General features: G+C 53.7%; 25 protein-coding genes. 5 read left to right on the top strand and 20 right to left on the bottom strand.

Features of this window, described 5'->3' with window-relative positions; translation table 11 throughout:
• Window positions 1–8: 8 nt before the first annotated feature.
• From fdxH to KZZ10_RS01345, 5 genes are all read right to left on the bottom strand, one after another.
• Window positions 9–884 (bottom strand): formate dehydrogenase subunit beta, encoded by an 876-nt coding sequence (gene fdxH, locus KZZ10_RS01325; protein WP_259659686.1) that lies wholly within the window; start codon window positions 882–884, stop codon window positions 9–11.
• Between the two features lie 10 nt (window positions 885–894).
• Window positions 895–3,957: a formate dehydrogenase-N subunit alpha gene (gene fdnG, locus KZZ10_RS01330; RefSeq protein WP_375372519.1), complete on the bottom strand. Its 3,063-nt coding sequence runs from the start codon at window positions 3,955–3,957 to the stop codon at window positions 895–897.
• Window positions 3,958–4,105: 148 nt separating this feature from the next.
• Window positions 4,106–5,731, bottom strand: a complete 1,626-nt coding sequence (locus tag KZZ10_RS01335; RefSeq protein ID WP_259659687.1) for a gamma-glutamyltransferase family protein — start codon at window positions 5,729–5,731, stop codon at window positions 4,106–4,108.
• Window positions 5,731–6,069 (bottom strand): P-II family nitrogen regulator, encoded by a 339-nt coding sequence (locus KZZ10_RS01340; protein WP_259659688.1) that lies wholly within the window; start codon window positions 6,067–6,069, stop codon window positions 5,731–5,733. The genes KZZ10_RS01335 and KZZ10_RS01340 overlap by 1 nt, the downstream gene beginning before the upstream one ends.
• Entirely contained in the window at window positions 6,066–7,748 is a 1,683-nt protein-coding gene (locus tag KZZ10_RS01345) for an NAD+ synthase (protein ID WP_259659689.1), read from the bottom strand. The genes KZZ10_RS01340 and KZZ10_RS01345 overlap by 4 nt, the downstream gene beginning before the upstream one ends.
• 85 nt (window positions 7,749–7,833) lie before the next feature.
• Between KZZ10_RS01345 and argH the strand changes: the two genes are divergently transcribed.
• Window positions 7,834–9,249: an argininosuccinate lyase gene (gene argH, locus KZZ10_RS01350; protein ID WP_259659690.1), complete on the top strand. Its 1,416-nt coding sequence runs from the start codon at window positions 7,834–7,836 to the stop codon at window positions 9,247–9,249.
• Here argH and rlmD read toward each other — a convergent pair whose 3' ends face one another.
• From rlmD to surE, 6 genes are read right to left on the bottom strand one after another with little or no spacing between them, the layout of a single operon-like run.
• Complete coding sequence (gene rlmD, locus KZZ10_RS01355) at window positions 9,250–10,560, bottom strand: 23S rRNA (uracil(1939)-C(5))-methyltransferase RlmD (RefSeq protein ID WP_259659823.1); 1,311 nt, start codon at window positions 10,558–10,560, stop codon at window positions 9,250–9,252.
• A gap of 49 nt (window positions 10,561–10,609) precedes the next feature.
• Entirely contained in the window at window positions 10,610–11,122 is a 513-nt protein-coding gene (locus tag KZZ10_RS01360) for a Spy/CpxP family protein refolding chaperone (RefSeq protein WP_259659691.1), read from the bottom strand.
• Between the two features lie 42 nt (window positions 11,123–11,164).
• A complete protein-coding gene (locus KZZ10_RS01365; RefSeq protein WP_259659692.1) occupies window positions 11,165–11,938 on the bottom strand; it encodes a 3'-5' exonuclease in 774 nt (257 codons plus the stop codon).
• Between the two features lie 9 nt (window positions 11,939–11,947).
• Window positions 11,948–12,751: a peptidoglycan DD-metalloendopeptidase family protein gene (locus tag KZZ10_RS01370; protein ID WP_375372524.1), complete on the bottom strand. Its 804-nt coding sequence runs from the start codon at window positions 12,749–12,751 to the stop codon at window positions 11,948–11,950.
• A gap of 17 nt (window positions 12,752–12,768) precedes the next feature.
• Window positions 12,769–13,581, bottom strand: coding sequence for a protein-L-isoaspartate(D-aspartate) O-methyltransferase (locus tag KZZ10_RS01375; RefSeq protein WP_259659693.1), 813 nt, complete (start codon window positions 13,579–13,581; stop codon window positions 12,769–12,771).
• Complete coding sequence (surE, locus tag KZZ10_RS01380) at window positions 13,578–14,324, bottom strand: 5'/3'-nucleotidase SurE (RefSeq protein WP_259659694.1); 747 nt, start codon at window positions 14,322–14,324, stop codon at window positions 13,578–13,580. Before surE ends, KZZ10_RS01375 begins: the two co-directional genes overlap by 4 nt.
• Window positions 14,325–14,461: 137 nt before the next feature.
• Between surE and plsY the strand changes: the two genes are divergently transcribed.
• A complete protein-coding gene (plsY, locus tag KZZ10_RS01385; protein WP_259659695.1) occupies window positions 14,462–15,097 on the top strand; it encodes a glycerol-3-phosphate 1-O-acyltransferase PlsY in 636 nt (211 codons plus the stop codon).
• On the opposite strand, the gene tsaD is transcribed toward plsY, so the two are convergent.
• Both tsaD and KZZ10_RS01395 read right to left on the bottom strand, forming a co-directional pair.
• Window positions 15,090–16,124: a tRNA (adenosine(37)-N6)-threonylcarbamoyltransferase complex transferase subunit TsaD gene (tsaD, locus tag KZZ10_RS01390; RefSeq protein ID WP_259659696.1), complete on the bottom strand. Its 1,035-nt coding sequence runs from the start codon at window positions 16,122–16,124 to the stop codon at window positions 15,090–15,092. The two genes, plsY and tsaD, sit on opposite strands and share 8 nt — an antisense overlap.
• Before the next feature lie 21 nt (window positions 16,125–16,145).
• Window positions 16,146–17,750, bottom strand: a complete 1,605-nt coding sequence (locus KZZ10_RS01395; RefSeq protein WP_259659697.1) for an ABC-F family ATPase — start codon at window positions 17,748–17,750, stop codon at window positions 16,146–16,148.
• A gap of 156 nt (window positions 17,751–17,906) precedes the next feature.
• On the opposite strand from KZZ10_RS01395, the gene KZZ10_RS01400 reads away from it, so the two are divergent.
• Window positions 17,907–19,235, top strand: a complete 1,329-nt coding sequence (locus KZZ10_RS01400; RefSeq protein WP_259659698.1) for an alanine/glycine:cation symporter family protein — start codon at window positions 17,907–17,909, stop codon at window positions 19,233–19,235.
• 43 nt (window positions 19,236–19,278) lie between these two features.
• Here the strand turns inward: KZZ10_RS01400 and KZZ10_RS01405 are convergent, their stop codons facing one another.
• Genes KZZ10_RS01405 through KZZ10_RS01415 form a run of 3 tightly spaced genes read right to left on the bottom strand, consistent with a single transcriptional unit; the run spans window position 19,279 to window position 21,536 of the window.
• Window positions 19,279–20,202, bottom strand: a complete 924-nt coding sequence (locus tag KZZ10_RS01405) for an LD-carboxypeptidase (RefSeq protein ID WP_259659699.1) — start codon at window positions 20,200–20,202, stop codon at window positions 19,279–19,281.
• A gap of 13 nt (window positions 20,203–20,215) precedes the next feature.
• Window positions 20,216–20,683: a tRNA adenosine(34) deaminase TadA gene (gene tadA, locus KZZ10_RS01410; RefSeq protein WP_259659700.1), complete on the bottom strand. Its 468-nt coding sequence runs from the start codon at window positions 20,681–20,683 to the stop codon at window positions 20,216–20,218.
• Window positions 20,684–20,690: 7 nt separating this feature from the next.
• A complete protein-coding gene (locus tag KZZ10_RS01415) occupies window positions 20,691–21,536 on the bottom strand; it encodes an HAD family hydrolase (protein ID WP_259659701.1) in 846 nt (281 codons plus the stop codon).
• 64 nt (window positions 21,537–21,600) lie between these two features.
• On the opposite strand from KZZ10_RS01415, the gene KZZ10_RS01420 reads away from it, so the two are divergent.
• Window positions 21,601–22,443: a class I SAM-dependent methyltransferase gene (locus KZZ10_RS01420; RefSeq protein WP_259659702.1), complete on the top strand. Its 843-nt coding sequence runs from the start codon at window positions 21,601–21,603 to the stop codon at window positions 22,441–22,443.
• Window positions 22,440–23,330 (top strand): SDR family oxidoreductase, encoded by an 891-nt coding sequence (locus KZZ10_RS01425; protein ID WP_259659703.1) that lies wholly within the window; start codon window positions 22,440–22,442, stop codon window positions 23,328–23,330. Before KZZ10_RS01420 ends, KZZ10_RS01425 begins: the two co-directional genes overlap by 4 nt.
• On the opposite strand, the gene greB is transcribed toward KZZ10_RS01425, so the two are convergent.
• The 4 genes from greB to KZZ10_RS01445 are packed head-to-tail and all read right to left on the bottom strand — an operon-like array spanning window position 23,314 to window position 26,645.
• Window positions 23,314–23,865, bottom strand: a complete 552-nt coding sequence (gene greB, locus KZZ10_RS01430) for a transcription elongation factor GreB (RefSeq protein ID WP_259659704.1) — start codon at window positions 23,863–23,865, stop codon at window positions 23,314–23,316. The two genes, KZZ10_RS01425 and greB, sit on opposite strands and share 17 nt — an antisense overlap.
• A gap of 6 nt (window positions 23,866–23,871) precedes the next feature.
• Window positions 23,872–24,723 (bottom strand): PHP domain-containing protein, encoded by an 852-nt coding sequence (locus tag KZZ10_RS01435; RefSeq protein WP_259659705.1) that lies wholly within the window; start codon window positions 24,721–24,723, stop codon window positions 23,872–23,874.
• 23 nt (window positions 24,724–24,746) lie between these two features.
• Window positions 24,747–25,682 (bottom strand): alpha/beta fold hydrolase, encoded by a 936-nt coding sequence (locus KZZ10_RS01440; RefSeq protein ID WP_259659706.1) that lies wholly within the window; start codon window positions 25,680–25,682, stop codon window positions 24,747–24,749.
• The gene (locus KZZ10_RS01445; protein WP_259659707.1) at window positions 25,683–26,645 is read right to left on the bottom strand and encodes a tripartite tricarboxylate transporter substrate binding protein; all 963 of its coding nucleotides are present in this window, start codon (window positions 26,643–26,645) and stop codon (window positions 25,683–25,685) included. It abuts the gene before it with no gap.
• Between the last annotated feature and the right edge of the window lie 2 nt (window positions 26,646–26,647).

Genomic DNA, 26,647 nt, shown 5'->3' on the forward strand with positions numbered 1-26,647 from the left:
GGTTCTCCTTAAGCCTTAGGATCATGGTCGTCTTCAACCTTGTCCGGACCTTTGATGGCGTAGTGAATCACGCCAGCAAATACGGTCGCAGCCATGGTCAGCAGAGCGATTGGTTTCATGATTCCCTTCCAAATACTGACCGTCGGCGAGATCGTTGGATTCGCCGGCAAGCCGCTGTATTCAGTGGGACGATCGCCATGTGGCAACACGTACATCACATGTGTTCCACCAACACCTTGTGGGTTGTATAGCGCTGCTTTGCTAAAGCCACGGCTGTTCAGATCCTTGATGCGCTCGTTTGCGTATTGAATCCGCTCTTCCTTCGGGCCAAACGTCAGCGCCTGGGTTGGGCAGGACTTCACGCAAGCTGGCTCTTGACCAACCGAGACGCGATCCGAACACAAGGTGCACTTTGTCGCCTTGTTTGTGACTTCGGAAATCTTGGGGACATCAAACGGACAACCGGAGACACAATAGCCGCAGCCGATACATTTGTCAGAGTTGAAATCCACAATACCATTGTCAAGTTTGACAATCGCACCGGGACTTGGGCAAGCCTTCAAACAGCCTGGATCCTCGCAGTGCATACAACCGTCTTTACGGATCAACCAGTCCAAACCACCCGTGGCGGTTTCGACCTCGTTGAACTTCATGACAGTCCATGCTGCTGGACCTAACTCTGCTGGGTTGTCGTATGAGCCGTCATTGATACCGATTTCAGGACGGGTTTCATTCCACTCCATACAGGCAACCTGACAGGCCTTACAGCCGATACAGGTCGATATGTCGATCAGCTTGGCCACATGCGTGGTTTTAGCCGCAGCAGCGGGGGGGGTCATAGTCGTGGCGGACTGAGCAACGACGTGTAGTGCTTGAGTAGCCATGTCGTTCTCCTTAAGCCTTCACGATATTGACAAGGAACGCCTTAAATTCTGGCGTCTGTGAGTTTGCATCACCAACAAACGGTGTCAAGGTATTGGCCAACTGTGCTTGCTTGGTTTGGCCCTTGAAGCCGTAGTGAATTGGAATACCAACGTGATAAACCGTCTGTCCATCCACTTTCATACCCTTGAAGCGTTTGGTCACGACCGCTTTCGCATTAACGAAACCACGCGCTGAGGTCACTTTTACCTTGTCACCGTTTGCGATACCTTTCTCTTTTGCAAGAGCTTCGCTGATCTCAACAAACATCTCAGGCTGGACAATGGCATTCAACTTTGAATGCTTAGACCAGTAGTGATAGTGTTCCACCAAGCGATAGGTCGTAGCGGCGTACGGATAGTCCTTGGGTGAACCAAACACTTCCATATCCCCTTTGTACACACGCGCAGCCGGATTCGACTTGGCTTTCGTGTTGTTGGGATGCATGGGGTTACGTGCCAACGGTGTTTCAAACGGCTCGTAGTGCTCAGGGAAAGGACCCTCCGCCATCTGTGGCGCAAACAAGCGAGCAACACCCTCAGGGTTCATGATGAACGGCATCACGTTCTCTTCAGGTTTTGCATTGGGACGCATATCGGGGATGTCGTTACCACCCCAACGATCGCCCAACCACTTCAGCACGGTACGTTTCTCGTCCCAAGGCTTACCACTGAGATCGGTTGAAGCGCGGTTATAAAGAATGCGACGGTTAGCCGGCCAGGCAAAGCCCCAGTTGGCGCTCTGACCCAAACCTTGATCCGAGGTCTCCCGTGGATCACGACGCGCTGTTAGGTTACCGGCCTGGCTCCAGCAGCCAGAGTAAATCCAGTTACCGCAGGCTGTCGTGCCATTGTCCTGCAGCAGCGCAAAGCCCGGAACCTGCTGACCCGCTGCAACAAGCACCTTACCAGAAGCATCCTTAATGTCTGCCAAGGCTTTACCGCTAATCTCACGCGTGAGCTCGGCAGCATCTGGGTTGTTGGGGTTAGCGTAGGGCCATGTCAAGTTCACGATGGCGTCAGGGAATGCACCGCCCTCTTTCTTGTACATATCACGCACTTTATTAAAGAGCGTTGCCATGATCTCGCAGTCGGACTTCGACTCACCCGGACCATCCGCAGCTTTCCAGTGCCACTGAATCACACGACCTGAGTTCGTGAAGGTACCGTCTTGTTCAGCAAAACACGTCGCTGGCAAACGGAACACTTCTGTCTGAATCTTGGACGAATCAACATCGTTGAATTCGCCATAGTTCTTCCAGAACTCGCTCGTCTCGGTTTGTAGAGGATCAATCACCACCAAGTACTTCAGCTTGGCCAGTGCAGCGCCAATCTTGTTCTTGTTAGCAACCGCGGCCAAGGGGTTAAAGCCCGAGGAAATGAATCCTTCCATCTTGCCTTGGTGCATTCTTTCAAAAATAGCCAGAATGTCGTAGGCACCGTCCCGCTTAGGCAGGTAATCAAAGGCAAAATCCGTCTCTGCCGTTGCCTTGTCGCCGTACCAGGCCTTCATCAAGCTGTTAAACCACTTGGGGAAGTTCTGCGGGAAGTTCATCTGATTAGGCCGAAGCGCCTTGGGCGTGCGCGCATTACGGTAATCCGCGTACGTCTTGTCCGCTTCGAGCGGCGCGGACAGGTAGCCTGGCAACACTTCGGAGTACAAGCACATATCAGTAATGCCTTGTACGTTCGCATGCCCACGCAAGGCATTCACACCGCCGCCGGCCATACCCATGTTGCCTAGGAGCAACTGGATCATAGCCATCGTACGAATGTTTTCCGAGCCGATCGAGTGTTGTGTCCAACCCAGCGCATAACAAATGGTCATGGTCTTGTCAGGCGCGGAGGTTGCAGCAACCATTTCGCACACTTTCAGGAACTGGTCCTTAGGTGTACCGGTGATGCTGCTCACGAGGTCAGGTGTGTAACGCGAGAAATGCTTCTTCATCAGTTGGAAGACGCAATTTGGATCTTGCAAAGTGGTGTCCACTTTGGCGAATCCGTCTTCCATTTGATAGGTCCAAGTCCCCTTCGCATAGCTGCGCTTGGCTTCGTCGTAACCCGAGAAAATGCCCTCCTTGAATCCGAACTCCGGATTAATCAAGAAAGATGCGTTCGTGTAATTCAACACGTAGTCTTTGTGGATCTTGTTGTTCTCAAGCAGGTAATGAATCAGCCCGCCCAAGAATGCAATATCCGCACCAACACGAATCGGCGCGTAGTAGTCAGCGACTGCTGCTGAACGCGTGAAACGCGGATCCACCACAACCAGCTTGGCTGCGCGTTTAGCTTTAGCCTGAATCACCCACTTGAAACCACAAGGGTGCGCCTCGGCTGCATTGCCGCCCATAATTAACACTACATCGGCGTTCTTGATGTCAACCCAATGGTTGGTCATCGCACCGCGCCCAAACGTCGGGGCCAGACTGGCCACCGTCGGAGCGTGTCAGATACGCGCTTGTGTGTCGAGTGCTACAACGCCCATCGAACGCAAAATCTTGGCAGTCATATAGCCAGATTCGTTGTTCGACGCAGAACTCACCAACATACCAAAGGTGTTCCAACGGTTCACCGTTAGGCCATCAGCATTCTTGGCGACGAAATTCTTATCGCGATCAGCCTTCATTCGCTTGGCAATGCGTGTCAGCGCCTCTTCCCAAGAAATACGCTTGAACTCTTTGCTGCCTGGCTCACGCACTTCAGGAAATTGCAAACGGTCAGGACTGTCGATCATGTCGAGCAAGCCAGCGCCCTTGGGACACAAGGTGCCCTTATTCACTGGATTATCTGGATCGCCTTCAACGTGCATCACTTTCTGTTTGCCCTGCGCGTCTTTCGCGCTGTAGAGCAATACACCACAGCTCACGGAACAGTAAGGACAGGTGCTACGCGTCTCTGTTGTCTTTTCAAGTTTGTTCGGTTTCTTAAACACCGGATCAGCAGCATTCGCAAGACCCATGACGGTCATGCTGCTAGTTCCGAGTCCTGCACCGGTCACCTGAAAAAACTGACGCCGGGTCAGTTTAATTTGGGACATTTTGAAGGCTCCTAGGTTTTTTGTAACAACGTGGTAATTTTAAGACTTATCGCGTTAAAAACTAGCTAAATTCGCACAACACTCAATAAAAAGCGGACTTTTAGGGAAAACCCTAAAAGTCCGCTCGTCATGCGTTACAACCGTTTAATTAAAACCCGACCGCCTGCCCGTCCCGGCGACTGTCGCTTGCGACAACATACCCATCTTCCAAATCGCGCGATAAGCGCCAGATGAACTGACCGGAACCAAAGTCCATGTAAGGATCATCAATCGCCTTCAAGGTATGTCCTAACCCCTTGAGGCCTTCAATCGTTTGGGCACGCATCGAGGACTCCACATCGAGGGTGAAATCGCGATTGAGCTTCCAGCGCGGTGCGCAACAGGCAGCCTGCGGTTGCTGGTCATAGTCCAGCATGCGCACTACCGTCTGAACATGGCCTTGCGGTTGTATATCGCCGCCCATCACGCCAAAGCTCATCACGGGCTCCCCACCTTTCGTGAGGAAGCCAGGAATAATGGTGTGGAACGGTCTTTTGTGACCAGCAACCACATTCGCGGATTTCGGGTCCATTGAGAAACCCACACCGCGATTCTGGAAACTGACGCCAGTACCAGGCACCACAACCCCGGAACCGAACCCCATGTAGTTCGACTGGATGAAAGACACCATCATGCCGTTTTCATCAGCGGCGGTGAGATAAATCGTTCCACCCGAGGACGGATTGCCCGGGGGAAACTGTGTGGCACGGCTCGGATCAATCAACTTGGCGCGGGAGGCCAAATAGGCATCATCGAGCATTTGCTCGGGCGTGACTTCCATCGTGCGCGGGTCGGCCACATAGCGATACAGATCTGCCATCGCAAGCTTCATCGCCTCGATCTGGATGTGTTGAGATTCAACGGAATCGACTTTAAGCGACGACAAATCAAAATGTTCGAGCATGCCCAACGCCATCAGCGCCGAGATACCTTGTCCATTTGGCGGGATCTCGTGCAGCGTATAACCGCGGTAATTCTTCGAGATGGGCGTGACCCAATCCGGACGGTAGCTACGAAAATCGTCCAGCGTGTGCGCGCCACCATTGGCGCGAATGAAGGCAACTAGCTTTTCAGCGGTTTCACCTTCGTAAAGGTCACGTCCCTTGGTCGCTCCAATCTTGCGAAGCGTTTGCGCGACGTCCTTAAACACAAACCGCTCACCTACGTTGGGCGCGCGTCCATTCGGCATAAAGGTATGCGCAAAACCGGGTTGGTCTTTGAGCTCATGCACGGCCGCCGCCCATTTCTGTGCGACCACGGGCGGCACAGCGTAACCACGCTCTGCAATTTCAATGGCCGGAACCATCAAATCAGCAAACGGTAGCTTTCCGTAGCGCTCGTGCAAGGCTGCCCAACCCGCAACTACGCCAGGCACAGTAATTGCGTCGACGCCGCGTTTGGGCGCCTGGGCCAAGCCATTTGCACCGACACCGTACTTGTTCTTAAAGTAGTCAACATTCCAAGCCTCAGGCGCATAGCCCGAGGCGTTCAAACCTTGTAGCGTCTTACCGTCCCAGACGATGGAAAAGGCATCGCCACCTAGCCCGCAAGAGACCGGCTCAACTAACGCGATTGTTGCCGCCGCTGCGATCACAGCGTCAACCGCACTGCCCCCTTTGAGCAACATCCGCAAACCGGCCTGCGCAGCCAGAGGATGCGAGGTGGAGACAACGTTGCGCGCAAATACCGGTATCCGAATGGTTGGATAAGGGTTATTCCAGTTAAATTGTTTCATCAGAGTGCCGCGTCGCCGCTTTCGCCAGTACGAATACGTATTGCCTGTTCGACAGACGATACAAAAATCTTTCCGTCACCAATCTTGCCGGTACGCGCCGCTTTGACAATCGCCTCAATGACGCTATCAACCGCAGCGTCAGCCACGACCATCTCTACACGAATCTTTGGCAAGAAATCTACGACGTACTCGGCCCCACGATATAACTCGGTGTGACCTTTTTGACGCCCGAAACCTTTCACCTCAGTGACCGTTAATCCGTTCACGCCAACTTCGGCAAGTGCCTCACGCACTTCATCAAGTTTGAATGGCTTAATAATTGCAGTGACTTGCTTCACGATGGGTTCTGTCCGTTTAAGGGTGGTGAGGTAGCTTCACGAAAGCCATTAGATAAAGGATACCGCCAATCGCGACCAAACGCTCGTTCTGTCACTCTGGGGCCAAACGGTCCTTGACGGCGTTTGTACTCATTAATACGAATCAATCGCACAATTTGCTCGACCGCCTCAGGTGCGTAACCCGCGGCAATCACCTGGGCCACCGACTGATTTTGTTCAACGTAGCGCTCAATGATGGCATCGATCACCTCGTATTCCGGCAAACTGTCTTGATCCGTTTGATCTTCACGCAGCTCTGCTGAAGGCGGACGTGTGATGATGCGATCCGGAATAACTTCACCGGTCAGATTGCGCCACTTAGCCATGCGGTAGACCAAGGTCTTCGCCACGTCTTTGAGCACGGCAAACCCGCCAGCCATATCTCCGTATAACGTGCAATAACCGGTCGACAACTCCGATTTATTACCCGTTGTCAGCACCAAATGGCCAAATTTATTGGAAAGAGCCATCAACAACATTCCCCGCAAGCGCGCTTGAATGTTTTCCTCAGTCGCGTCGGGCGCACGTCCGGCAAACATGGGTCCCAAAATGTCGTCAAAGTTACTGGCCAGCCCCGCAATTGCGATTTCCCGATAATCGACTCCAAGGCGCTTGACCATCTCGCGTGAATCAATCAGCGAAATATCGGCCGTGTAGCGCGACGGCATCATGACCGCGTGTACGTGCTCAGCACCTAGCGCATCTACAGCAATTGCTAAAACAACGGCCGAATCAATTCCACCGGATAACCCCAGTATGACCGAACGAAAGCCATTCTTCTTGACGTAATCCGCCAAGCACAGCTTGAGTGCACTCCAAACTTGCGCCTCGACGCAGTCTGGTGCGACGATCGTTAAAGGCTGCTCACCGCGGGGTTGGGCCACAGCCTGCACAGCAGCATCCGGATAGACATCGACAAAACCCATGTCTGGACCAAAGTCTGAAAGGCGCGTTAACACATTCCCCTGGGCATCCAGCACAAAGGACGCCCCGTCAAACACCAGCTCATCTTGCCCACCAACCATATTGGCATAGAACAACGGCACGCCCGTGCGTTGCACACAACGCTGTGCGATGTCAGCACGCTGCGCTTGCTTCGTCACACTGAAGGGGGAGGCATTGAGCACTAACAGAGCCTGTGCGCCATCGGAACGCGCTTGATCAGCCGATCCGGCGAGCCAGATATCCTCGCAAATATTGACGCCAAAACGTACCCCGCCGGCGACAAAAACCAGGGCCTGGTCGCCAGGCGTGAAATAACGCTTTTCATCGAAGACGGAATAATTGGGCAGCTCTCGCTTGAAATAAGTGCCAAGCACCGCTCCGTCACACAACACCGAAGCCGCGTTGCGCAGGCCCGCGGGGGTCGCAACAATATGGCCCACCAATACATGCATACCCTTAAGCGTTGCCAAATCCTGACAAAGCTCCCCGAGCGCGCGTTGGCAAGCCTCAACAAATGCTGGGCGCAGGAGCAAATCCTCGGGCGGATAACCGGTTAGCATGAGTTCAGGCGTGAGAAGCACGCGCGCTCCTTGCTCGTGGGCACGACGTGCAGCCTCGAGGACTTGGGCGGCATTTCCAGCCAAATCCCCTACCAAAGCGTTTAATTGCGCAATGCCGACCCTTACCGCAGCCATGTTGATTCCGGACTTTTTGAGTTGTAACGTTAAAAAATTATCGCATGGACACAGGGTTAAAGCCCCCGTTCTATAATTTATCCCTATGAAAAATAACCCAAACTCCAATCAGAGCCAATTTGACAAGAAAGGGCAAGCGTGGTCCGCCCGCTTTTCCGAGCCCGTTTCGGACCTTGTCAAACGTTACACAGCCTCGGTCGACTTTGATAAGCGACTGGCCATGTTCGACATACAAGGCTCGCTCGCCCACGCCCAGATGCTGGAAGCGGTCAAAGTCATCAGCCCCCAAGACCGGGCAGACATCGAACGCGGCATGGCGCAAATTCAAAGCGAAATTCAAGCTGGCACATTCATATGGCTGCTCGATCTGGAGGATGTGCACCTCAACATCGAAAAACGATTGGTCGAACTAGTCGGCGATGCCGGTAAACGTCTACACACGGGCCGCTCCCGTAACGACCAGGTGGCCACCGATATCCGGCTTTGGTTACGAGATCAAATTGATCAATTGATTGAACTACTCAAGCAATTACGCCGTGCGTTGGCGACCGTCGCACTTGAGCACTCCAGTACGATATTGCCAGGCTTTACGCACATGCAAGTCGCGCAGCCAGTTACTTTTGGCCACCACCTCCTGGCCTACGCCGAGATGTTCGGACGTGACACCCAGCGTCTCATCGACTGCCGCACTCGTGTCAACATCCTCCCCTTAGGTGCTGCCGCTTTAGCGGGCACGAGCTTTCCCATCGATCGTCCGCTGGTTGCGAAACTGTTGGGCTTCGACGGAGTCTGCCTGAACTCACTTGATGCCGTATCGGATCGTGACTTCGCCATCGAGTTTGTCAGCGCCTGCGCCCTAATCATGACGCATATATCACGCCTGTCGGAAGAAATCGTGATTTGGATGAGCCCGCGCGTTGGTTTCATTGATCTGGCCGACCGCTTTTGCACAGGCAGCTCCATCATGCCGCAAAAAAAGAATCCTGATGTTCCCGAGCTTGCGCGCGGCAAAACAGGTCGGGTGAATGGCCATCTGGTGGCGCTACTGACTCTCATGAAAGGGCAACCACTCGCCTACAACAAAGACAACCAAGAAGATAAAGAAGGCCTGTTCGACACAGCGGATACTGTGCGCGACACGCTCACAATCTTTGCGGATATGGTGCCTGGCATCACAGTCAAGGCAGACAATATGCGGGCTGCGGCGTTGCAAGGTTTCGCGACAGCGACCGACTTAGCCGACTACCTTGTCAAGCGCGGCGTGCCTTTCCGTGACGCCCATGAGGCAGTCGCTCATGCTGTGCGTGAATGTGAAACAAAAGGCTGTGACTTAGCCGATTTAAGCGTGGCGGAATTACAAAAATTCCATCCTTCAGTACAAGACGATGTACATGCTGTCTTGACGCTAGAAGGCTCGGTCGCCGCACGCAACCACATCGGCGGCACAGCGCCCGAACAAGTTCAACGGGCAGCACAAACTATTTTGACTGCGCTCTCCTGATTAGATGTCGAACACGGCGATGGATTCAACATGCCCCGTATGCGGGAACATGTTGACCACGCCGGCGCTACTAAGTTGATAGCCACCCTCGTGCACCAAGATTGCGGCATCCCGCGCAAGCGTCGCCGGGTTACACGATACGTACACAATGCGGCGTGGGCGTTGTTCTGGGGTCGTTTGCACCAAAGCTTGCGCTAGCGCCAAAGCACCCTCTCGGGGAGGGTCGATAAGCATACGGTCAAAATACCCAAGCGACTGCAACCACTGGGCAGATACTTCAAACAAATTGAGAGTTGAAAAACTCACGTGCTTCAGTCCATATGTGTTTGCCGCAGTCTGCGCACGTTGAGTCAAGGCCGGGCTGCCCTCAAGACCGACCACCTCACGACATTTGGTCGCAAGCGGCAAGGTAAAGTTGCCCAGACCACAAAACATGTCAGCAATACGATCGGTCGGAGCGGGCTCGAGCAAGCTCAACGCTCGCGATACCAACACTCGATTTATTTGATGATTAACTTGGGTAAAGTCAGTTGGCCGAAAGGGCATCGTCAACCCGAACTCTGGAAGCGTGTACGTTAAAGCTGTCTCGTGCTCAGGCTCAAGTGCATGAACTGTATCGGGCCCTTTCGACTGCAGCCACCACTGGATATCATGCTCTTGCGCAAAGTGGCGCAAATGCACAAGATCGTCCTCTGTTAACGGCATCAAATGGCGCAGCACGAGGGCTGTTACCGCCTCACCCACCGACACTTCAATTTGCGGAAAGCGATCGGGAGCAGATAAGGACATGATCAAGCCGCGTAAGGGCACAAGCAACGCAGCGACATGCGCAGGAAGAACATGGCAGGTTCGGATATCTGCAACGAAACTACTCTTTCGCTCATGAAAACCAACGAGAATCGTCCCTTTTTTTGCTACCCAACGCACTGCCAAGCGCGCACGATAACGGTAGCCCCAGTAAGGACCATGCAAAGGCGCAAGCATGCGCGCTGGTTTGACATTCGCCAGATGCGACAAGCCGTCCTCGAGCGCGCGCTGCTTAATGGCAACTTGTGCGCTCGGCTCTAAGTGTTGCATCAGACAACCGCCACACACACCGAAGTGCGGGCAGCGCGGGGTGACCCTTTGTGCAGCAGAACGGTGAATCTGCTCAACCCGTGCGACTTCATAAGACGGCTTACGCCTAAACGTATGCACGCTGACGCGCTCGGTGGGCAGAGCCCCTTCAATAAAAACAACTTTGCCCTCGCGCCGAGCAACGCCACGGGCTTCGAGGTCGAGAGCGTCGACCTGCAATACATCTGAAGTCATCATAAAAACGAAATGATTTGTTTAAACGGGCGGAGAGCTTGAATGCAGCTTAGCCTTTACCGCGTGCCGCAGAGGCAGTGCCTTGTTTGAGGTGCTGCTCCTTCATGTAAGCAACCAGCACTTTTTTCTGTCCTTCATTCAAGGCATCCCAAAAAGCTAGCCATTTTTCCTGTACAGCATCAAAGCGCGCATCAATCGCGGCGCGGGTCTTCTTTCGTAGGGCAACCGCTTCGCGTGGATCAAAGGCTTTATTGTTGAGCAACTCTGTCAAACCTGCATATTCGGCCTGACGGCTCTTCCGGTTAGCAGACCACATTGTGCGACGCGCGTCATGCGCGGCATCGAGTTTCTGTTTTTGTGCTGGATTGAGTTCTAGCTGCGCAATCACTGCCGCAGGAATCTCGCCCAAACTGGATGGCGTACTGGCTTGGCTAGCCGCCGCAGGGGCTTTAGGCGCGGCGGTCTGCGCTTGGGTTGCACCAAGCCAGAGCAACGATGTCATTGTTGCCAGAGCAACTAAGCCCTTAACCGAACAAATTAAAACTGTAGCAATGCGACGCATAGCGAGCGCTCCTGTCAAAAAATTGCATACGGCACAAACCGATTACTTCCATGCCGCGAGATATTCTGCCCAATGGGGCTCTGTGCTTTGTTCAAGTGTCGAGCGCACGAGCTCAATTTCCGCATCATAAGACTTGGTGTCGAGTTCACCGCGCAAAAGTCTAAAACGGCAATACACCAACCACGTATTGACGACATCTGTTTCACAATAGGCTCGAACTTCGGCTGCACGACCGTCGGTCCACGCCTGCCATACCTGGCTGCCATCCATACCGAGTTTGCCTGGAAAACCGCAAAGCTTTGACAAGTCATCTAAGGGTGCATTTCCGCGACCGTTATATTTTGCAAGCACATCCATCAGGTCGAGATGGCGTGTGTGGTAACGACTGAGATAATTGTTGTACTTAAAGTCGCGATCTTCCTCGCCCATATCCCAGTAGCGTGGGGCCGCAACGCCATGAATCAAACTGCGGTAGTGCAGCACCGGGAGATCAAAGCCCGAGCCGTTCCAACTAATGAGTTTTGGTGTGTAACGTTCAATTGTTTTGAAAAAACCCGCCAGAAGCGCTGGCTCAGGGTCATCTTCTTGTCCTAAGCACTTGACCCGAAAGCCTTGGTCATCGCGAAAGACACAGCCTACAACCGCGACGCGATGTAAATGCAAGGGTAGGAAATCACTCCCTGTAATCTCTTTGCGTGCAGCGAAGGCGCGCGTCGCAACCTCGCTATCCGGCACCTCAGCGGACCAGCCATTCAAACGGCGCAACCCAACAATGTCAGGAATAGTTTCTAAGTCAAAGACAAGGGTGGGCGTCATCGCAAGCAATCAACGCGCAGGCAAGTACTGCAGGGGATCTACAGGCGTGCCCTGTCGACGCACCTCAAAGTGAAGCCGGACTGAGGTTGTGTCTGTCTGACCCATTTCCGCAATCTTGAAACCTTTCCTGACCTCTTGCCCTGCTTTAACCAGCAGCGTACGGTTGTGTGCATACGCAGTGATGAAGCCATCGCTATGCTCAATGATGACTAAGTTCCCAAGCCCTCTTACACCATTCCCGGCGTACATGACTTTGCCACCCGCTGCCGCTTCGATCGCATCACCAGCAGCGCCTGCAATGTCAATTCCTTTAGTCGCTGGTGTGAAACCTTGAATCACTTTGCCCTTGGCTGGCCAACCCCAGTTAATGACCCCTGCATCCGCTGCGCGCGGAGGTGGCGAGCTTTCACTTGAGGTCGATGCAGACGCTTGCGGTGCAGGACGCGACATTCCGGCGCTGCTAGGCTTGGGTGCTGGCGCTGCTCCGTCTGACAAGCGCAACACTTGTCCCACAACCAACAGGTTTGGGTTGGAAATTTTATTCAGTCGCGCAATCGTTGCCTCTGACACGCCAGTTGCCCGCGCAATCTTGTTGAGGGTGTCACCTGCTTTCACGGTGTAGGTCGCTGCCGAGGAGGCCGAAGACCCGCTCAGGTCCGTAACAGGCGCCCGCGATCCAGACTGGTTGGCACAACCCGCCACTAAGGCAGCAGCAGCCACACACGCTACTAGCATCCATCGAGAGGCACCATGACGCACAACCCCTGCGGTCTCACCATCTTGTTTATCGTGGGATCTGTAGCCACCCTGCATTCTCTTCTCCTGTGTCATCACGTCTGTACCCCCGCTTTAAGCGGCACAAACCGAACTTCTTCAAGTTCTTGCCTTTCCCAATTTGCCACCCCGGTGCGCTGAATCTTAACGAGACGCTGCGTACCTGCCCCCTCCGGCGCAATCAAAATGCCACCGACTGCCAACTGACTCAACAATGCTTGCGGCACTTTCAAACCAGCCGCTGCAACAACGATTGCATCAAAGGGGGCTGCACTAGGTAACCCCGCCATTCCATCGCCATACGTAAGCCGAATCCGCGAAAGCTTTAACGTACGTAAATGTTCTCTAGCCATATCGTACAACGCCCGGATACGCTCGATCGAGTACACCTGCGAAAAAACTTGTGCCATCACCGCCGCTTGGTAGCCGCAACCCGTGCCAACCTCGAGTACTTTTGTCGCGCCAGCGACCTCCGCTGCAATCGAAATCATTCGTGCCACTACCCACGGTTGAGAAATAGTTTGGCTGTGCCCGATCGGCAAGGCGGCATCATCGTAGGCGCGACTAGCGAGTGCACCATCGACAAACGCGTGGCGCGGCACGAGCTGCATCGCTGCAAGCACGCGGTCATTCGTGATGCCCTGCGCGAGCAGCCTTTCAACCATGACCGTGCGCATACGCTCTGAGTTCAGCCCCTGATTGCCCAAAGCCGATCTTTCCGCCGGTGGTGGCGTCGCCGAGGTCCGTAAGCGCGATGCTGATATTTTTGTATTGCTGTTCGTTGCAGTAATGCCATGCAAACCTTTGCCCGCACCCAAGGCTGAGCGCCCTGGCGTCGGTGTAGGCTTATGACGGCTCTGCTCGCTCATAGCGGATTGACCCATCGACCAATCTGATCGACCTGCGCTTGCTGAGTCAAGTCAAGACGCAGAGGCGTGACGGATACATAGCCACGCTGCAAAGCATAAAAATCTGTTCCCTCCGAATCATCATTTGCCGCTCCCGAGGGGCCGATCCAGTAGACCGTCTCGCCCGAGGGTGTACTCGTTGGAATCACGGGCTGGGAAGGGTGGCGCTTACCGAGGCGTGTGGCTTGAACACCCTTTGTTTCGCCAAAGGGCAAATCGGGGATATTGACGTTCAATAACACCGGACCGGCGATTGGATTCTTCAGTTGGTGGGCAACCATGCTCCGTGCGTACTGCGCCGCAGCATCTAGATTGGACCAGGCCTTAGACACAAGTGAAAAAGCGATGGAAGGAATGCCGAACAAATAGCCCTCTGCCGCGGCAGCAACCGTGCCCGAGTACAAGGTGTCATCGCCCATATTGGCACCATTGTTGATGCCGGACACGATGAGGTCTGGACGACGGTCGAGCAGACCTGTTAGCGCGACGTGCACACAGTCCGAGGGTGTCCCGTTCACATAGGTAAAGCCATTCGGTGCCTTCCTCACAGCCAAGGGCCTGCTTAGCGTGAGTGAATTAGAGGCGCCGCTGTGGTTGACCTCTGGGGCAACCACAGAGATCTCAGCAAGATCGCGCAGTGCATGCACCAAAGCCTCGATCCCTGGGGCGGTGTAGCCGTCATCATTTGAGACCAAAATATGCATATGCGCGCACTAAATACCTTTTATGAATCAAGTTGGATTGTACTCGCTGCTAGGCGACTAACCCGCTATTTTTATAGGATGAGCGCAAGGTCGCGCTAGAATCCCGATAACAGATTTCATCATGGGAATATCATCAAATGAGCCTACCAAACGACTGGCTGTTTGCAGTCTCTTTAGTGATCGGGGCCTACTTAGTGGGCTCCATCCCCTTCGCGGTTGTATTTAGCAAGCTTTTTGGCCTGGCTGATCCAAGATCCTACGGCTCAGGCAACCCAGGTGCGACTAATGTGCTGCGCTCAGGCAACAAGGCTGCCGCCCTGCTCACTCTTGTCGGAGACGCTGCAAAAGGCTGGTTTGCCGTTTGGTTTGCGTCAGGATTGGCAAGCAATCCAATCACTCTTTCCTGCGTAACCCTTGCGGTGTTTTTAGGACATCTCTACCCACTATTTCTGGGCTTCAAAGGCGGCAAAGGTGTCGCCACCGCTTTTGGGGTTCTGATTGCAGTCCAACCGGTCATGGCGTTACTCACCGCGGCTGCCTGGCTTGGCACAGCAGTCTTTTTCCGGTATTCGTCTTTGGCGGCCATTGTCAGCGCGTTCCTAGCCCCACTCATCTACATCGTCGCGGGACAATATTTTTGGAAGGCAACCTTACCGATGAGCCTCGCACTCTCCGCAATGGGCTTGCTGCTGCTCTACCGACATCGCGCAAATATCACTCGTCTGCTGCAGGGGACTGAGCCACGCCTAGGCGCAAAAAAAACATCTAAATAGAGGCGAGATCCCAACGAGGGCGCACGTCAAAGCCATGACTGCGCGGAGCGCGCAGGTCAACGAGCCCGCGTGACACCCGTTGTGCAGCTGCAAAAGCAATCATTGCACCGTTATCCGTACAAAATTCAAGCGGTGGAAAAAAAACTTGTGCGCGCTTTTTTGCCAAACGCTGCGCAAGACGCTCACGAAGCAAACGATTTGCGCCCACCCCACCCGAGACAACCAACCTCGTGAGTCCTGTCTGCTCCAGCGCTGAAACCGACTTGGCCACCAACACATCAACAATAGCAGCCTGCGTTGCCGCGGCTAAGTCGGCCTGCATGCTCTCAGTGACTGGCCCATGCAAAGCCTGCACATCCCGCAACCGGGTCAACACGGCCGTTTTAAGTCCACTGAAACTGAAATCCAAATTGTGGCTGTGTAGCATCGGACGTGGCAAAACGATGCGTTCAGGGTCCCCCTGTTCGGCGAGTCGCGCCAATGCCGGTCCGCCGGGGTAGCCCAACCCAAGCAGCTTGGCCGTTTTATCGAAGGCCTCACCCGCCGCATCGTCCAAGGTTTCCCCCAACAAGATATAGGCTCCCACATCATCGACACGCATCAACTGCGTATGTCCGCCAGACACTAACAACGCAACAAAGGGAAACTCTGGACACGGATCTACCATGCGCGGCGAGAGCAGGTGCCCCTCAAGGTGATGAATCGGAATGGCGGGTAAATTCAGGGACCAGGCAATAGACTGCGCGACACTTGCTCCCACCAGCAACGCACCCGCAAGGCCCGGTCCAGCCGTATAGGCGACCGCGTCGACATCAGTCAGATTCAGGCCTGCTTGCAACAACACCGTACGCGTGAGCGGCACGACGCGACGCACATGATCACGGGAGGCGAGTTCCGGAACCACTCCGCCATAGGCAGCGTGCATGGCCACCTGCGTATGCAACGCATGAGAAAGCAGCCCGCGCTCGGTGCATACGAGCGCCACACCCGTTTCATCACAAGAGCTTTCAAAACCCAGAATAATCATTACATCAACGCTGTCCGAGCACTAGTGATCAACGCCTTTAGAGGCAAGGTACTCTTCGTAAGGTCCACGGTAGTCGGTCACTTCGCCATTTGACTGGATTTCCCAAACCCGTGTCGCCAACGCCGAGACAAACTCTCGGTCATGCGACACAAACATCAATGTGCCTTTGTACTTGTCTAACGCGAGTTGCAAGGACTCAATCGACTCCATATCCAGGTGGTTGGTCGGCTCGTCTAGCAACATCACATTGTGCCGTTTGAGCATTAACCGACCGAAAGTCATCCGATTTTTCTCGCCGCCAGACAGCACACATGGCGCCTTAGGCAAATCATCCGCCGAAAAAAGTAATCGGCCAAGTACCGAGCGGATCGACTGATCGTCATCACCAGGCTGGCGATAATGCGTCATCCACTCAAAGAGGTTGCTGTCTTTCTCGGTAAAGAGCTCGGACACATCCTGCGCCATATAACCAATATCCGCATTCTCTGACCACTTGACAGTGCCTTTGTCAGGACTCAAGTCAAGTGCGAGCATACGCAACAGCGTGGTCTTACCAACACCGTTCGCACCGATAATGGCGATTTTCTCACCCGCCTCGACCATTGCAGAGAAAGGACGGATCACCGGAGCCTCAAACGCCTTGGCGACATTCTCTAAGGTCACCGCTTGCCGGTGCAAGACTTTGAGCTGTTCAAAACGAATAAACGGGTTCTGACGCGACGAAGGTTTGACCTCGATCTGCGACGATTTGAGGCGATCAATTTGCTTTAGTCTTGAGGTTGCCTGACGTGCCTTGGACTTGTTAGCCGAAAAGCGACGTACAAAGTCCTGTAGCTCCGTCACACGTTCTTTTGCTTTTGCATTGGCACTCGATACACGCTCTCGTGCCTGAGTCGAAGCCAACATATAGTCATCATAGTTACCGGGATACACCCGTAACTCGCCGAAATCAAGGTCCGCCATGTGCGTACACACCTGGTTCAAGAAGTGGCGATCGTGGCTAATAATAATCATGGTGCTCTGATAACCATTGAGCACATCTTCCAGCCAACGAATGGTGTTGATATCAAGGTTGTTGGTTGGTTCATCGAGCAACAGGACATCTGGGTTCGAAAACAAAGCCTGCGCAAGCAGCACCCGAAGCTTCCAGCCTGGCGCAATTTCGCGCATGGGTAACTGATGCTGTTCTACGGGAAACTCGAGCCCAAGCAACAACTCGCCCGCACGCGCTTCTGCTGTGTAGCCGTCGTACTCGGCAAACTTCGCTTCGAGATCGGCTGCGCGCATATAGTCTTCATCACTCGACTCTGCGCAAGCGTAAATCGCATCACGCTGGGTCATGGCTTCCCACATTTCGGTATGGCCCATGAGCACCACATCAAGTACACGTTGATCTTCAAAAGCGAACTGGTCCTGGCGCAACTTACCTAAACGCAAGCCAGGCTCAAGATGGACGTTACCGACCGTCGAGTCTAAGTCTCCGCCAATAATTTTCATCAATGTGGACTTGCCCGATCCATTTGCGCCGATCAGGCCGTAGCGGTTGCCCTCGCCAAACTTGACGTTAACGTTTTCAAAAAGTGGCTTGGGTCCAAACTGTATTGCAAGGTTTGATGCTGTTATCACGGTAGGCTGCTTATGTAAATATTGTGGTTACATCTTGATAGATATGTTTTCAGTGTAACAACTCGGATAAATCGGCCTATTTTTAGCCTCGCCTGCCTATCATGCGACGGGACTGCTTCAGGGCATGTCTCGATCACACAATACGAGGAGAAAAACTTGGAATCGCTGACTATTTTATTTCACACACTGGGGGGCTACGTCTGGGGCCCGGTCTTACTTATCCTGTTGGTCGGCACAGGATGCTACCTCACCATACGACTAGGGGCATTGCAAATCCGACTGCTGCCAGAAGCACTGCGTATGGCTTTTTCACCAAAGAGGCACCCCGACATGCCTGGGGACATCTCGCAATTTCAATCACTGATGACAGCCCTTGCGGCAACGATCGGCACAGGAAACATTGCAGGCGTCGCCACGGCAGTCGTTTTGGGCGGTCCAGGCGCAATTTTCTGGATGTGGCTCAGCGCCTTCTTTGGCATGGCCACCAAGTACGCAGAAGGCTTACTGGCCGTCAAATATCGCGTCAAAGAGGCTGACGGAACCATGTCAGGCGGTCCGATGTATTACATCGCGAATGGCCTGAAAATGAAATGGCTCGCAATCTGCTTTGCGGTCTTTGGCATGATTGCTGCGCTAGGCACAGGTGCCTCCGTGCAGTCGAACTCGCTTGCGCAATCTGCACAAGCGAGTTTCGGGATGCCAGGCTGGCTAACTGGCGTGATCCTGACAACAATCACAGCGCTTGTCATTCTGGGGGGTATCAAAAGCATTGCACGCGTGACCGCCGTGATCGTGCCCTTCATGGCCGCGACATACTTACTTGGTGGTTTGGCGGTCATCCTGTTTAACATCGAAGCATTGTTGCCCGCGCTCGCCGTGATCTTTCAAGACGCTTTTACAGGGCAAGCTGCAGCCGGCGGTGCGATTGGCACAGTCATTCGATATGGCGTCGCACGTGGTGTGTTCTCAAACGAAGCTGGCCTAGGAACCGCGCCCATCGCCGCCGCAGCCGCCAAAACGGACCAGCCAGTCAAGCAGGCACTGGTATCCATGACGGGAACCTTTATCGACACAATCATTGTTTGCTCGATCACCGGGATCGTCTTGGTGATGGGTGGTCAATACCAGTCAGGCACAACCGGTGCAGCACTCACCTCGCTATCGTTTGACAACATGTTGCCCGGGCCTGGCGGTTGGATTGTCACAATCGGACTACTGTTCTTCGCTTACTCAACCATTCTGGGCTGGAGCTACTACGGCGAAAAGTGCACCCAATACGCCTTAGGCAAACGCTTCGTCACGCCCTATCGCTGGGTCTATACAAGCTTTGTGATGATTGGAACGGTGGTGTCGCTTGATCTTGTCTGGGCAGTTTCCGATGTCTTTAACGGACTGATGGCCTTCCCTAACCTGATTGGGATTGTGTTGCTATCCGGCGTTGTCATCAAAGAGACGCAGGAATACCTCAAAGCACGCGACAAATAGTAAAGGGCGGCTTGTCGCCGTCACTCTGCACCGCGATTAAGGCTTAGTCGCGGTGCTCATCAAACACGATATGAGCCAAGCCGTCTTCAGTCGCGACACCTACCTTTGCGCCGACCGGTAGCGTTGCCTTCATCGGCGTATGTCCAAACGGCAATCCCGTAATAACAGGGATGCCCACAGACTGCTTAATAAAGCGAATAGCCGACTGCAAATCGTAGCCCCGATCATGCTCAGCCAACCTGTAGTCGGTAAAACCTCCAAGCAACAAGGCTTTCTGCTTACTTAGAATTCCCGATTGAGCAAGTTGAAGCAACATGCGCTCGATGCGATACGGATGTTCACCCACGTCTTCAATAAACAAAATGCCTTTTTTTATCTTAGGCATAAAAGGCGTACCAATGAGCGCAGTAATCATTGCCAGATTCCCACCCCACAAGACGCCTCGGCAATCCACCGCGTCTGAGTCATCAGATTCAAAACTCAGGATCTCGAGCTCACCACGCATGACTTCACCAAAAATCTCAGTCGTCAAAATCTCTGGCTTAGGTGCTCCAAAGTCATAGCAAACAGTCGGCCCGGCATAACTAACTAAACCGGTCTTGGCGAGCAGAGCCAGATTAAAGGCGGTGAAGTCACTTTGTCCGACAAAACGTTTGTTGGCTTGAGCCATCAGGTGCCAATCAATGTGCGGCAATAAGCGTGTGATCCCGTAGCCACCGCGCGAGGCCATGACAATCGGCAAGCTTTGTTTAGCCGCTCGATGCAAGCCTGCCAGGCGTGACTGATCTGAGCCAGCAAAGCGCTGCTCGCGCGCAAGCGTATCGCGGTCAAGTGCAACTTTAAAACCCATTTTCTCTAGGCGTTTAACGCCGCGCACCAGGACCTTCGCATCCGCAACCGCACTTGAGGGTGACACGACATAAATACCCCGCGCCCGAGCATCCAAAGCTTGTTTTTTGTTACTCATACGGCCTCGTGTGTCATGTTGCATCCATCGGGTCAGCTTGCTTGGTCTTGCCACGTCTATCTTTAAAGAAATCCCGTAAGTACGTCCCGCACTCCTCCGCCAAAATACCCGACGTCAGCACTGTCTGATGGTTGAGTGTCGCGTGCTCGAGCAGATTGACCACGCTTCCGCAGGCTCCTGTTTTGGGGTCAGCTGCCGCAAAGACAATACGACCCAAACGTGCGTGGAGCATGGCACCCAAGCACATTGCACAGGGCTCTAGGGTGACATAAAGTGTTGCGCCGGGCAGACGATAGTTCTGCACTTCCCGCGCTGCCGCCCGCAAGGCGACGATTTCAGCGTGGGCTGTTGGATCGTGGTCAGCAATGGTCCGATTAAAGCCTGTCGCGATCACCTGCCCCGAGGCATCTAACAACACGGCACCAACCGGGACCTCTCCTAGGTCTTTTGCGCGGGCGGCTTGCTCCAGGGCAAGACGCATGATGGCTTCATCCGCGGTAGACACGAGATTTCAGTGCAATCCGACCTGCCAGGCTGGTCAAGGCTTCCTCCAGCCATTGATACAGCTCAGCATCATCATCGTAGCGTGCTTGATTAAGATTGGACACGCGCCCGTCCTCAATAAATCCCCATGCGCGGCTGCGCTTATCCCGGTGCTTGGGATCCCAGACGCCAAAAGCGAAACCGCCAGAACTGCGGATCAAAGAGAAACACGGGATGTCGGTGTAGCCGTCACCCACAAACACCATTTGATCAAACGGTACGCGCAGACGGTCCTCAGGGACTTTACGGTTCACCTCAAAAGGCTTGCCAATGAAAGCAGGGCCAACAATCCCTTTTTGGATGTGAAACAAGTAACGCGTTTTATCGGTGAAGCTGACAATCCGCCTTGGAAAAGCAATCCCACCATCCTCGCCATAGATAAACTCGGAGGCCCAAATGGCATTAAATTCAGAAGCAATCGCCGTGTGGCGCACGACATCACCGATGCCGCTGGAGATCAGATAAAACTCGAGCTGCACCTGCGGGTGCGCACGGCGCACTTGCTCTCGCAATCTTGCAAACAATGTTGTGACGCCCGTGTGCAGGGGCAAAGTGCGACCCCAGGCCTGCAGGCGTTCTTGGGTAATCAGCCCACAATCACCCTTTTGCGACAATGCAATCATCTCGTGCAAATAGGCGGGCACAGGATCCCAGTCCTGGGCCAGTAGCGGATCGACCCGACCAGACCAAAATTGCTGTGTATCGACACCTATGCTTTCCAGAAAGCCCGAAGTGCTGTCCGGAGCAAGCGTATCGTCAAAATCGAAAATTAGCGCAATGACGTCAGACATCGTCTCTACCGCTTTATTCAGAATAGGCACATTGTACCGAGCATTTGTACGATAATCTGGCACCATGACTGCACCTGATATCCGTCCCGAACAATCCCCAGAGCTGCTAAAAGCCCTGCACATCCTGACGCGCGACGGCAAGCTGAATCAAGATAGCCGACGCAAGCTCAAACAGGTCTATCATCTGCACCAATTTATCGAACCCTTACTGAAAGAGCTTGCGCTTGAGCGCCCGAATTTTAGCGTAGTCGATCACGGCGCAGGCAAGTCTTATCTGGGTTTCATCCTAGTGGATTTGTATCTCAGACACCACGCGAAGCAAGCCACGATGCTCAGCATTGAAAGTCGCCCAGAGCTCGTCACACACGCGCAGGATCTTGCAAACAAACTCGGCTTCACCCAAATGCGGTTCTTGAATCAGACGGTGGCACAAGCGATCGCATCCGAAGACATCAGCGATCGTATTGATATGGTCACGGCCCTCCACGCCTGCAATACCGCCACGGACGACGCCATTCGCTTCGGCCTCACAAAGCAGGCGCGCTACATGGTCCTCGTGCCGTGCTGCCAGGCCGAAGTGGCGAGCGTCTTACGCAAACACAAAACAGCCCAACTTAAGGACCCCCTGACCGAAATCTGGCGTCATCCGTTACATACGAGGGAATTTGGGAGCCAAGTCACGAATTCGCTACGCTGCCTCCAACTCGAAGCGCATGGGTATCAAGTGACCGTGACCGAACTGGTGGGATGGGAGCATTCAATGAAGAACGAGCTGATCATCGCCGAACGTAAAGGGCCTCCGAAACCGGTTGCCGCTGCACGCCTACAAGCAGTGCTTGAGCGCATCGGATTGACTGAGCTACAGGAGCGTTTCTTTGTGCCGACCACCGGAGCACAAGCGACATGAAGTCCTCACACTCAGACCCCTTAGCCAACGCAAAGATACTCATCGCGGGTTGTGGCGACCTGGGCATTCGGCTGGCGCATCAGCTTGGTGTTTTTAACGCTACGCAAGTGATTGGGTTCCGTCGAACGCCGCTCACAACCGCTGCCATGCCGAAAAACTTTGAATGGCTCAGTGCGGACCTCACACGTACCGAGACCTTGCAGACACTGCCGAAAGACATCACACATCTTGTCTTTGCCGCTGCGCCAGGCGCGCGTACACCGGCGGACTATCAAGCGGTCTACTTGCATGGCTTGCAACAAACGATTCTGGCCTGCGCTTCTCCCGAACTCAGGCGTATTGTTTTTATTTCATCTTCTGCTGTGTATAGCGATCAGGAAGATCGCTGGGTGGATGAGAACACACCGACAGCACCAAAGGGTTTTAATGGGGAGGTTCTATGCGAGGCTGAGCAGTGGTTAAGCGGCTACGGGCTGAGTCATCAAATTCAAACGATTAGTTTGCGTTTGTCCGGTATTTATGGCCCGGGTCGCAATTTCTTACTAGATCGCCTACGCCTTGGACAAGCCTCTGCGCCACTTGGTGACAGCCACTGGGTCAACCGTATCCATGTCGAAGATGCGGCTGCGGCGATACTTCACATGCTCTCACTTCAGAACCCGGATTCTGTATATATCGTGTCAGATTCGACGCCGCTACCGATGCGAGCGCTTTACGAAGCCTTAGCGCAAGCCGTAGGAGGACCCTGCCCGCCGGTTGGCCCAGCGCCCGCAATGGTTGGCAGCAAGAGGCTTAGTAACGCTCGCTTAGTTGCAACAGGATTTAAACTCAAATGGCCGGATAGTCGCGATGGCTATGCCGCCGCAATCGCTAAGCCGGATAACTGATCTCTAGAATATCCAACTCTTCGATCCCGCCTGGGGTGCGCAGTGTCACTAGGTCCCCTACTCTGCTTTTGGTCAACGCCCGTGCTACAGGCGACACCCAGCTGATTTTTCCCTGTAGCGGCTCCGCTTCATCCACGCCGACGATGGTCACGCGGTGCTCCTCACCGTCTTGGTTCACATACAAAACGGTCGCACCAAAAAACACCTGATCTCGATTCGTTTGTGCCGCGGGGTCCACCACTTCGGCAAGCTCAAGACGCTTAGTCAAAAAACGCATCCGCCGATCAATTTCCCGCAAACGCTTTTTACCGTACAAATAGTCGCCGTTCTCTGAGCGATCGCCGTTCGAGGCAGCCCAAGAAACAACCTGTACCATCGCTGGCCGCTCTTCATTCATCAGTCGAGCTAATTCTTCACGCAAAGTCGCATAGCCCTTAGGGGTCAAATAATTTTTTGTCCCCTTAGGCAGAGCCAGTGCTTCAGGGAGATCCTCGTCCTGATCCCCATCTTGTTCTTTCACAAAGGCTTTGTTCATATACGCTTAACTCAATACATTCCACACTGGCGTCAAATCGCTCGGTAACGGTGGCAAACTGCCCAGATCGTAGCGGCCTTCGCCCGGACCATGAAAATCAGAACCACACGAGGCGAGAAACCCATACTGCCTCGCCACGCTAGCGTATGTTTGGTATTGACCCGGGTGGTGACTACCCGTGATCACCTCGATTCCCTTGCCCCCGAGTTCCTTGAAGGCAGCAAAGAAAGCATCGAACTGCGTTTGTGTAAATTCATAACGTCCAGGGTGCGCAATCACCGCAACGCCGCCGGCGTGACTAATCCAGGTAATGGCTTGATCCAACGCAGCCCAACGCATCGGTTCATGTGCTGGACCCCCATCGTGCAGGTAACGATCAAACGCTGTCTGTACATTCGGAACGAATTTAGCCTGATGCAAATACCGCCCAAAATGCGTACGACTAATGAGTTCAGGGTTGCCAGCAAGACTCGCTGCCCCTTCAAAAGCACCCGGCATACCCAATTCGGCTAATCGTTCACCGATGCGTCGTGCGCGCTCTGACCGACCACTGCGCGTGACCCGTAGACCTTCTGCCAAGACAGCGTTTTCGGCATCAATTCCCAAACCAACAATGTGAACTGTCTTACCCGCCCACGTCACCGAAATCTCGACACCACCAAGATAGTCCATGCCAATTTCTTGAGCCGTTTGCTTCGCAAGCTTCTGCCCAGCAAGCTCGTCATGATCAGTCAAGGACCACAGCGTTACACCACGCTCTTTTGCACGCCGCGCCACCGTATCTGGCGAAAGTAGTCCATCAGACACTGTCGAATGGCAGTGCAGGTCAGCGCAAAATAAATTGGATCGCTCAGACATACAACCTAGTACTCCAGATACCACTAATTATTCAAAAATGTTTGAACATGTTGCACTTGATCGTCGGCCATGAGCGTTGGCGCATGGCCGACTCCTGCAACGCGGAACGCTTGTGCATTGCGATTACGGCTAAGCATTTGTACAAGCGTTTGCTCTGACAATAGGTCGGAATCGTTTCCGCGCACAATCAGTGTTGGGCAGCTAATCGAATCAAACGCGGACCACAAGATTGCCTCGCCTTGCGCAGCCGACTCTGGCGTCATCGTTTTAAATGGTTCGGCTAGCGCTAAATCGTAGTGCTTCACCCACTTACCGTTCTGTTCGATATACGTATAGCGTGTCAACGCCGCCCACTGCTCAGCAGTGTGAGGTCCGAAGGAGGCTGCTGTTTGTTTGACATAAGCCACAGCCATCTCAAACGAGTCGAAGCTAACCGACTCTCCGACATACTGCCCAATCCGAACAAGAGACGCGGGCTCAATATGTGGCCCAACATCATTCAAAACCAAACGATCTAGACGCATCCCGCTTGGCGGCAACTCTGTGGCCTCTCGTGCAGGCAAGAGCTTAGTCGCATGCACCTGGCTTGCGGCTAGAGCGCCTGCGTAAACCAAACCGATTAGCCCACCCATCGATGTGCCAACCCAAGATAGACGTTGCGGCTGCAACCTGCCAATCAGAGTCACCATATCACTGGTGTATTGCGGCACCGCGTAAAACATTGGCTGCGTTAATCGGTCAGATAAACCCCTGCCCACAACATCCGGGCACACAACACGATAGCGACTCGACAATGCTTGGGCAAGCACATCAAAATCGCGACCTGTCCGCGTCAGACCGTGCACACACAAAACAACATCTGGATTATGTGCATCACCCCATTCCCAATACGCCATGCGGTGTGTCCCCGCAGGACTCACGCAAGAAATCGCCTTAAGACGGGGTGAGGTATCTGCCATTTATTTCTTCAACATACCCGCGTTACGCGCGTCTTCCATGACCAGAGGCTCTTTCTCTTTCATGAAGGCCGGGATTTTTTCAAGCGGGATGTCCACGAGCACAAAGCCACCCTCTTCCAAGCGCTTCTTGGTTGCCGCATCGGCATTCAACTGCGCCATGTAATCAGACATTTTTTTCTGGATGTCCATTGGTGTGCTCTTGGGCATGCCAATACCGCGATAGGCGCCATCCACCCAGTTCAAGCCTAGCTCTTTAAAAGTCGGAACATCAGGCAAAGCAGGATGGCGCGTCTCGGTCGCGACGGCCAGAGTACGGACGCGAGCTTTTTGCTGAATCGCTAGGGGCAAATAGCCCATCGCACCGTCTACGTGCATGCCGATCAGTGATGAAATCAGGTCCCCCGTACCTTTGAATGGGACATAGTTCACCTTCACGCCAGCAAGCTTATTCAAACGCTCCGTAGCCATGTGATTAGCGGAGTACTGGGCCGAGCCTGCCAACGTCATTTTGCCCGGGTTCTTCTTTGCAGCAGCCACAAAATCTTGATACGTCTTGTATGGACTATCCGCAGACACCATCAACGCATCTGGCGTGAAATGGTAGTAATAAACCGCATTAATGTCTTGTGTTTTGTACTGGGTACCGTCCTGCAAAGGCTGCAACATGATGTGTGGAATATTCACGCCGACAATGTTCGTGCCATCCGCTGGATAGGTATTCATTTGGCTCCAAACTAGCGCACCGCCCGCACCCGCCCGATTGATCACGACCATTGGCTGCTTAAACTGTTTAGCGGAGATGTCTGATTGGAGACGCGCCACCACATCGGACTCTCCGCCGGGTGGAAATGGAATGATGTATTGAATTGGCTTGTCAGAAAAAACTTGCGCCTGTACCGTCACCGAAGTGATCAAGGATAGGCCAGCCAAGCTTGCGGCCGAAACGAGTTTTAAGAATTGCATGC

Source organism: Zwartia hollandica (assembly GCF_019923725.1).
In the GTDB taxonomy this organism is placed as follows: domain Bacteria; phylum Pseudomonadota; class Gammaproteobacteria; order Burkholderiales; family Burkholderiaceae_B; genus Zwartia; species Zwartia hollandica.

Coding starts and splice junctions, on each gene's coding strand:
- fdxH (WP_259659686.1), bottom strand. CDS start 884: ATGGCTACTCAAGCACTACACGTCGTTGCTCAGTCCGCCACGACTATG.
- KZZ10_RS01335 (WP_259659687.1), bottom strand. CDS start 5,731: ATGAAACAATTTAACTGGAATAACCCTTATCCAACCATTCGGATACCG.
- KZZ10_RS01345 (WP_259659689.1), bottom strand. CDS start 7,748: ATGGCTGCGGTAAGGGTCGGCATTGCGCAATTAAACGCTTTGGTAGGG.
- argH (WP_259659690.1), top strand. CDS start 7,834: ATGAAAAATAACCCAAACTCCAATCAGAGCCAATTTGACAAGAAAGGG.
- rlmD (WP_259659823.1), bottom strand. CDS start 10,560: ATGACTTCAGATGTATTGCAGGTCGACGCTCTCGACCTCGAAGCCCGT.
- KZZ10_RS01360 (WP_259659691.1), bottom strand. CDS start 11,122: ATGCGTCGCATTGCTACAGTTTTAATTTGTTCGGTTAAGGGCTTAGTT.
- KZZ10_RS01365 (WP_259659692.1), bottom strand. CDS start 11,938: ATGACGCCCACCCTTGTCTTTGACTTAGAAACTATTCCTGACATTGTT.
- KZZ10_RS01370 (WP_375372524.1), bottom strand. CDS start 12,751: ATGCAGGGTGGCTACAGATCCCACGATAAACAAGATGGTGAGACCGCA.
- KZZ10_RS01375 (WP_259659693.1), bottom strand. CDS start 13,581: ATGAGCGAGCAGAGCCGTCATAAGCCTACACCGACGCCAGGGCGCTCA.
- surE (WP_259659694.1), bottom strand. CDS start 14,324: ATGCATATTTTGGTCTCAAATGATGACGGCTACACCGCCCCAGGGATC.
- plsY (WP_259659695.1), top strand. CDS start 14,462: ATGAGCCTACCAAACGACTGGCTGTTTGCAGTCTCTTTAGTGATCGGG.
- tsaD (WP_259659696.1), bottom strand. CDS start 16,124: ATGATTATTCTGGGTTTTGAAAGCTCTTGTGATGAAACGGGTGTGGCG.
- KZZ10_RS01405 (WP_259659699.1), bottom strand. CDS start 20,202: ATGAGTAACAAAAAACAAGCTTTGGATGCTCGGGCGCGGGGTATTTAT.
- tadA (WP_259659700.1), bottom strand. CDS start 20,683: ATGCGTCTTGCCCTGGAGCAAGCCGCCCGCGCAAAAGACCTAGGAGAG.
- KZZ10_RS01415 (WP_259659701.1), bottom strand. CDS start 21,536: ATGTCTGACGTCATTGCGCTAATTTTCGATTTTGACGATACGCTTGCT.
- KZZ10_RS01420 (WP_259659702.1), top strand. CDS start 21,601: ATGACTGCACCTGATATCCGTCCCGAACAATCCCCAGAGCTGCTAAAA.
- KZZ10_RS01425 (WP_259659703.1), top strand. CDS start 22,440: ATGAAGTCCTCACACTCAGACCCCTTAGCCAACGCAAAGATACTCATC.
- greB (WP_259659704.1), bottom strand. CDS start 23,865: ATGAACAAAGCCTTTGTGAAAGAACAAGATGGGGATCAGGACGAGGAT.
- KZZ10_RS01435 (WP_259659705.1), bottom strand. CDS start 24,723: ATGTCTGAGCGATCCAATTTATTTTGCGCTGACCTGCACTGCCATTCG.
- KZZ10_RS01440 (WP_259659706.1), bottom strand. CDS start 25,682: ATGGCAGATACCTCACCCCGTCTTAAGGCGATTTCTTGCGTGAGTCCT.
- KZZ10_RS01445 (WP_259659707.1), bottom strand. CDS start 26,645: ATGCAATTCTTAAAACTCGTTTCGGCCGCAAGCTTGGCTGGCCTATCC.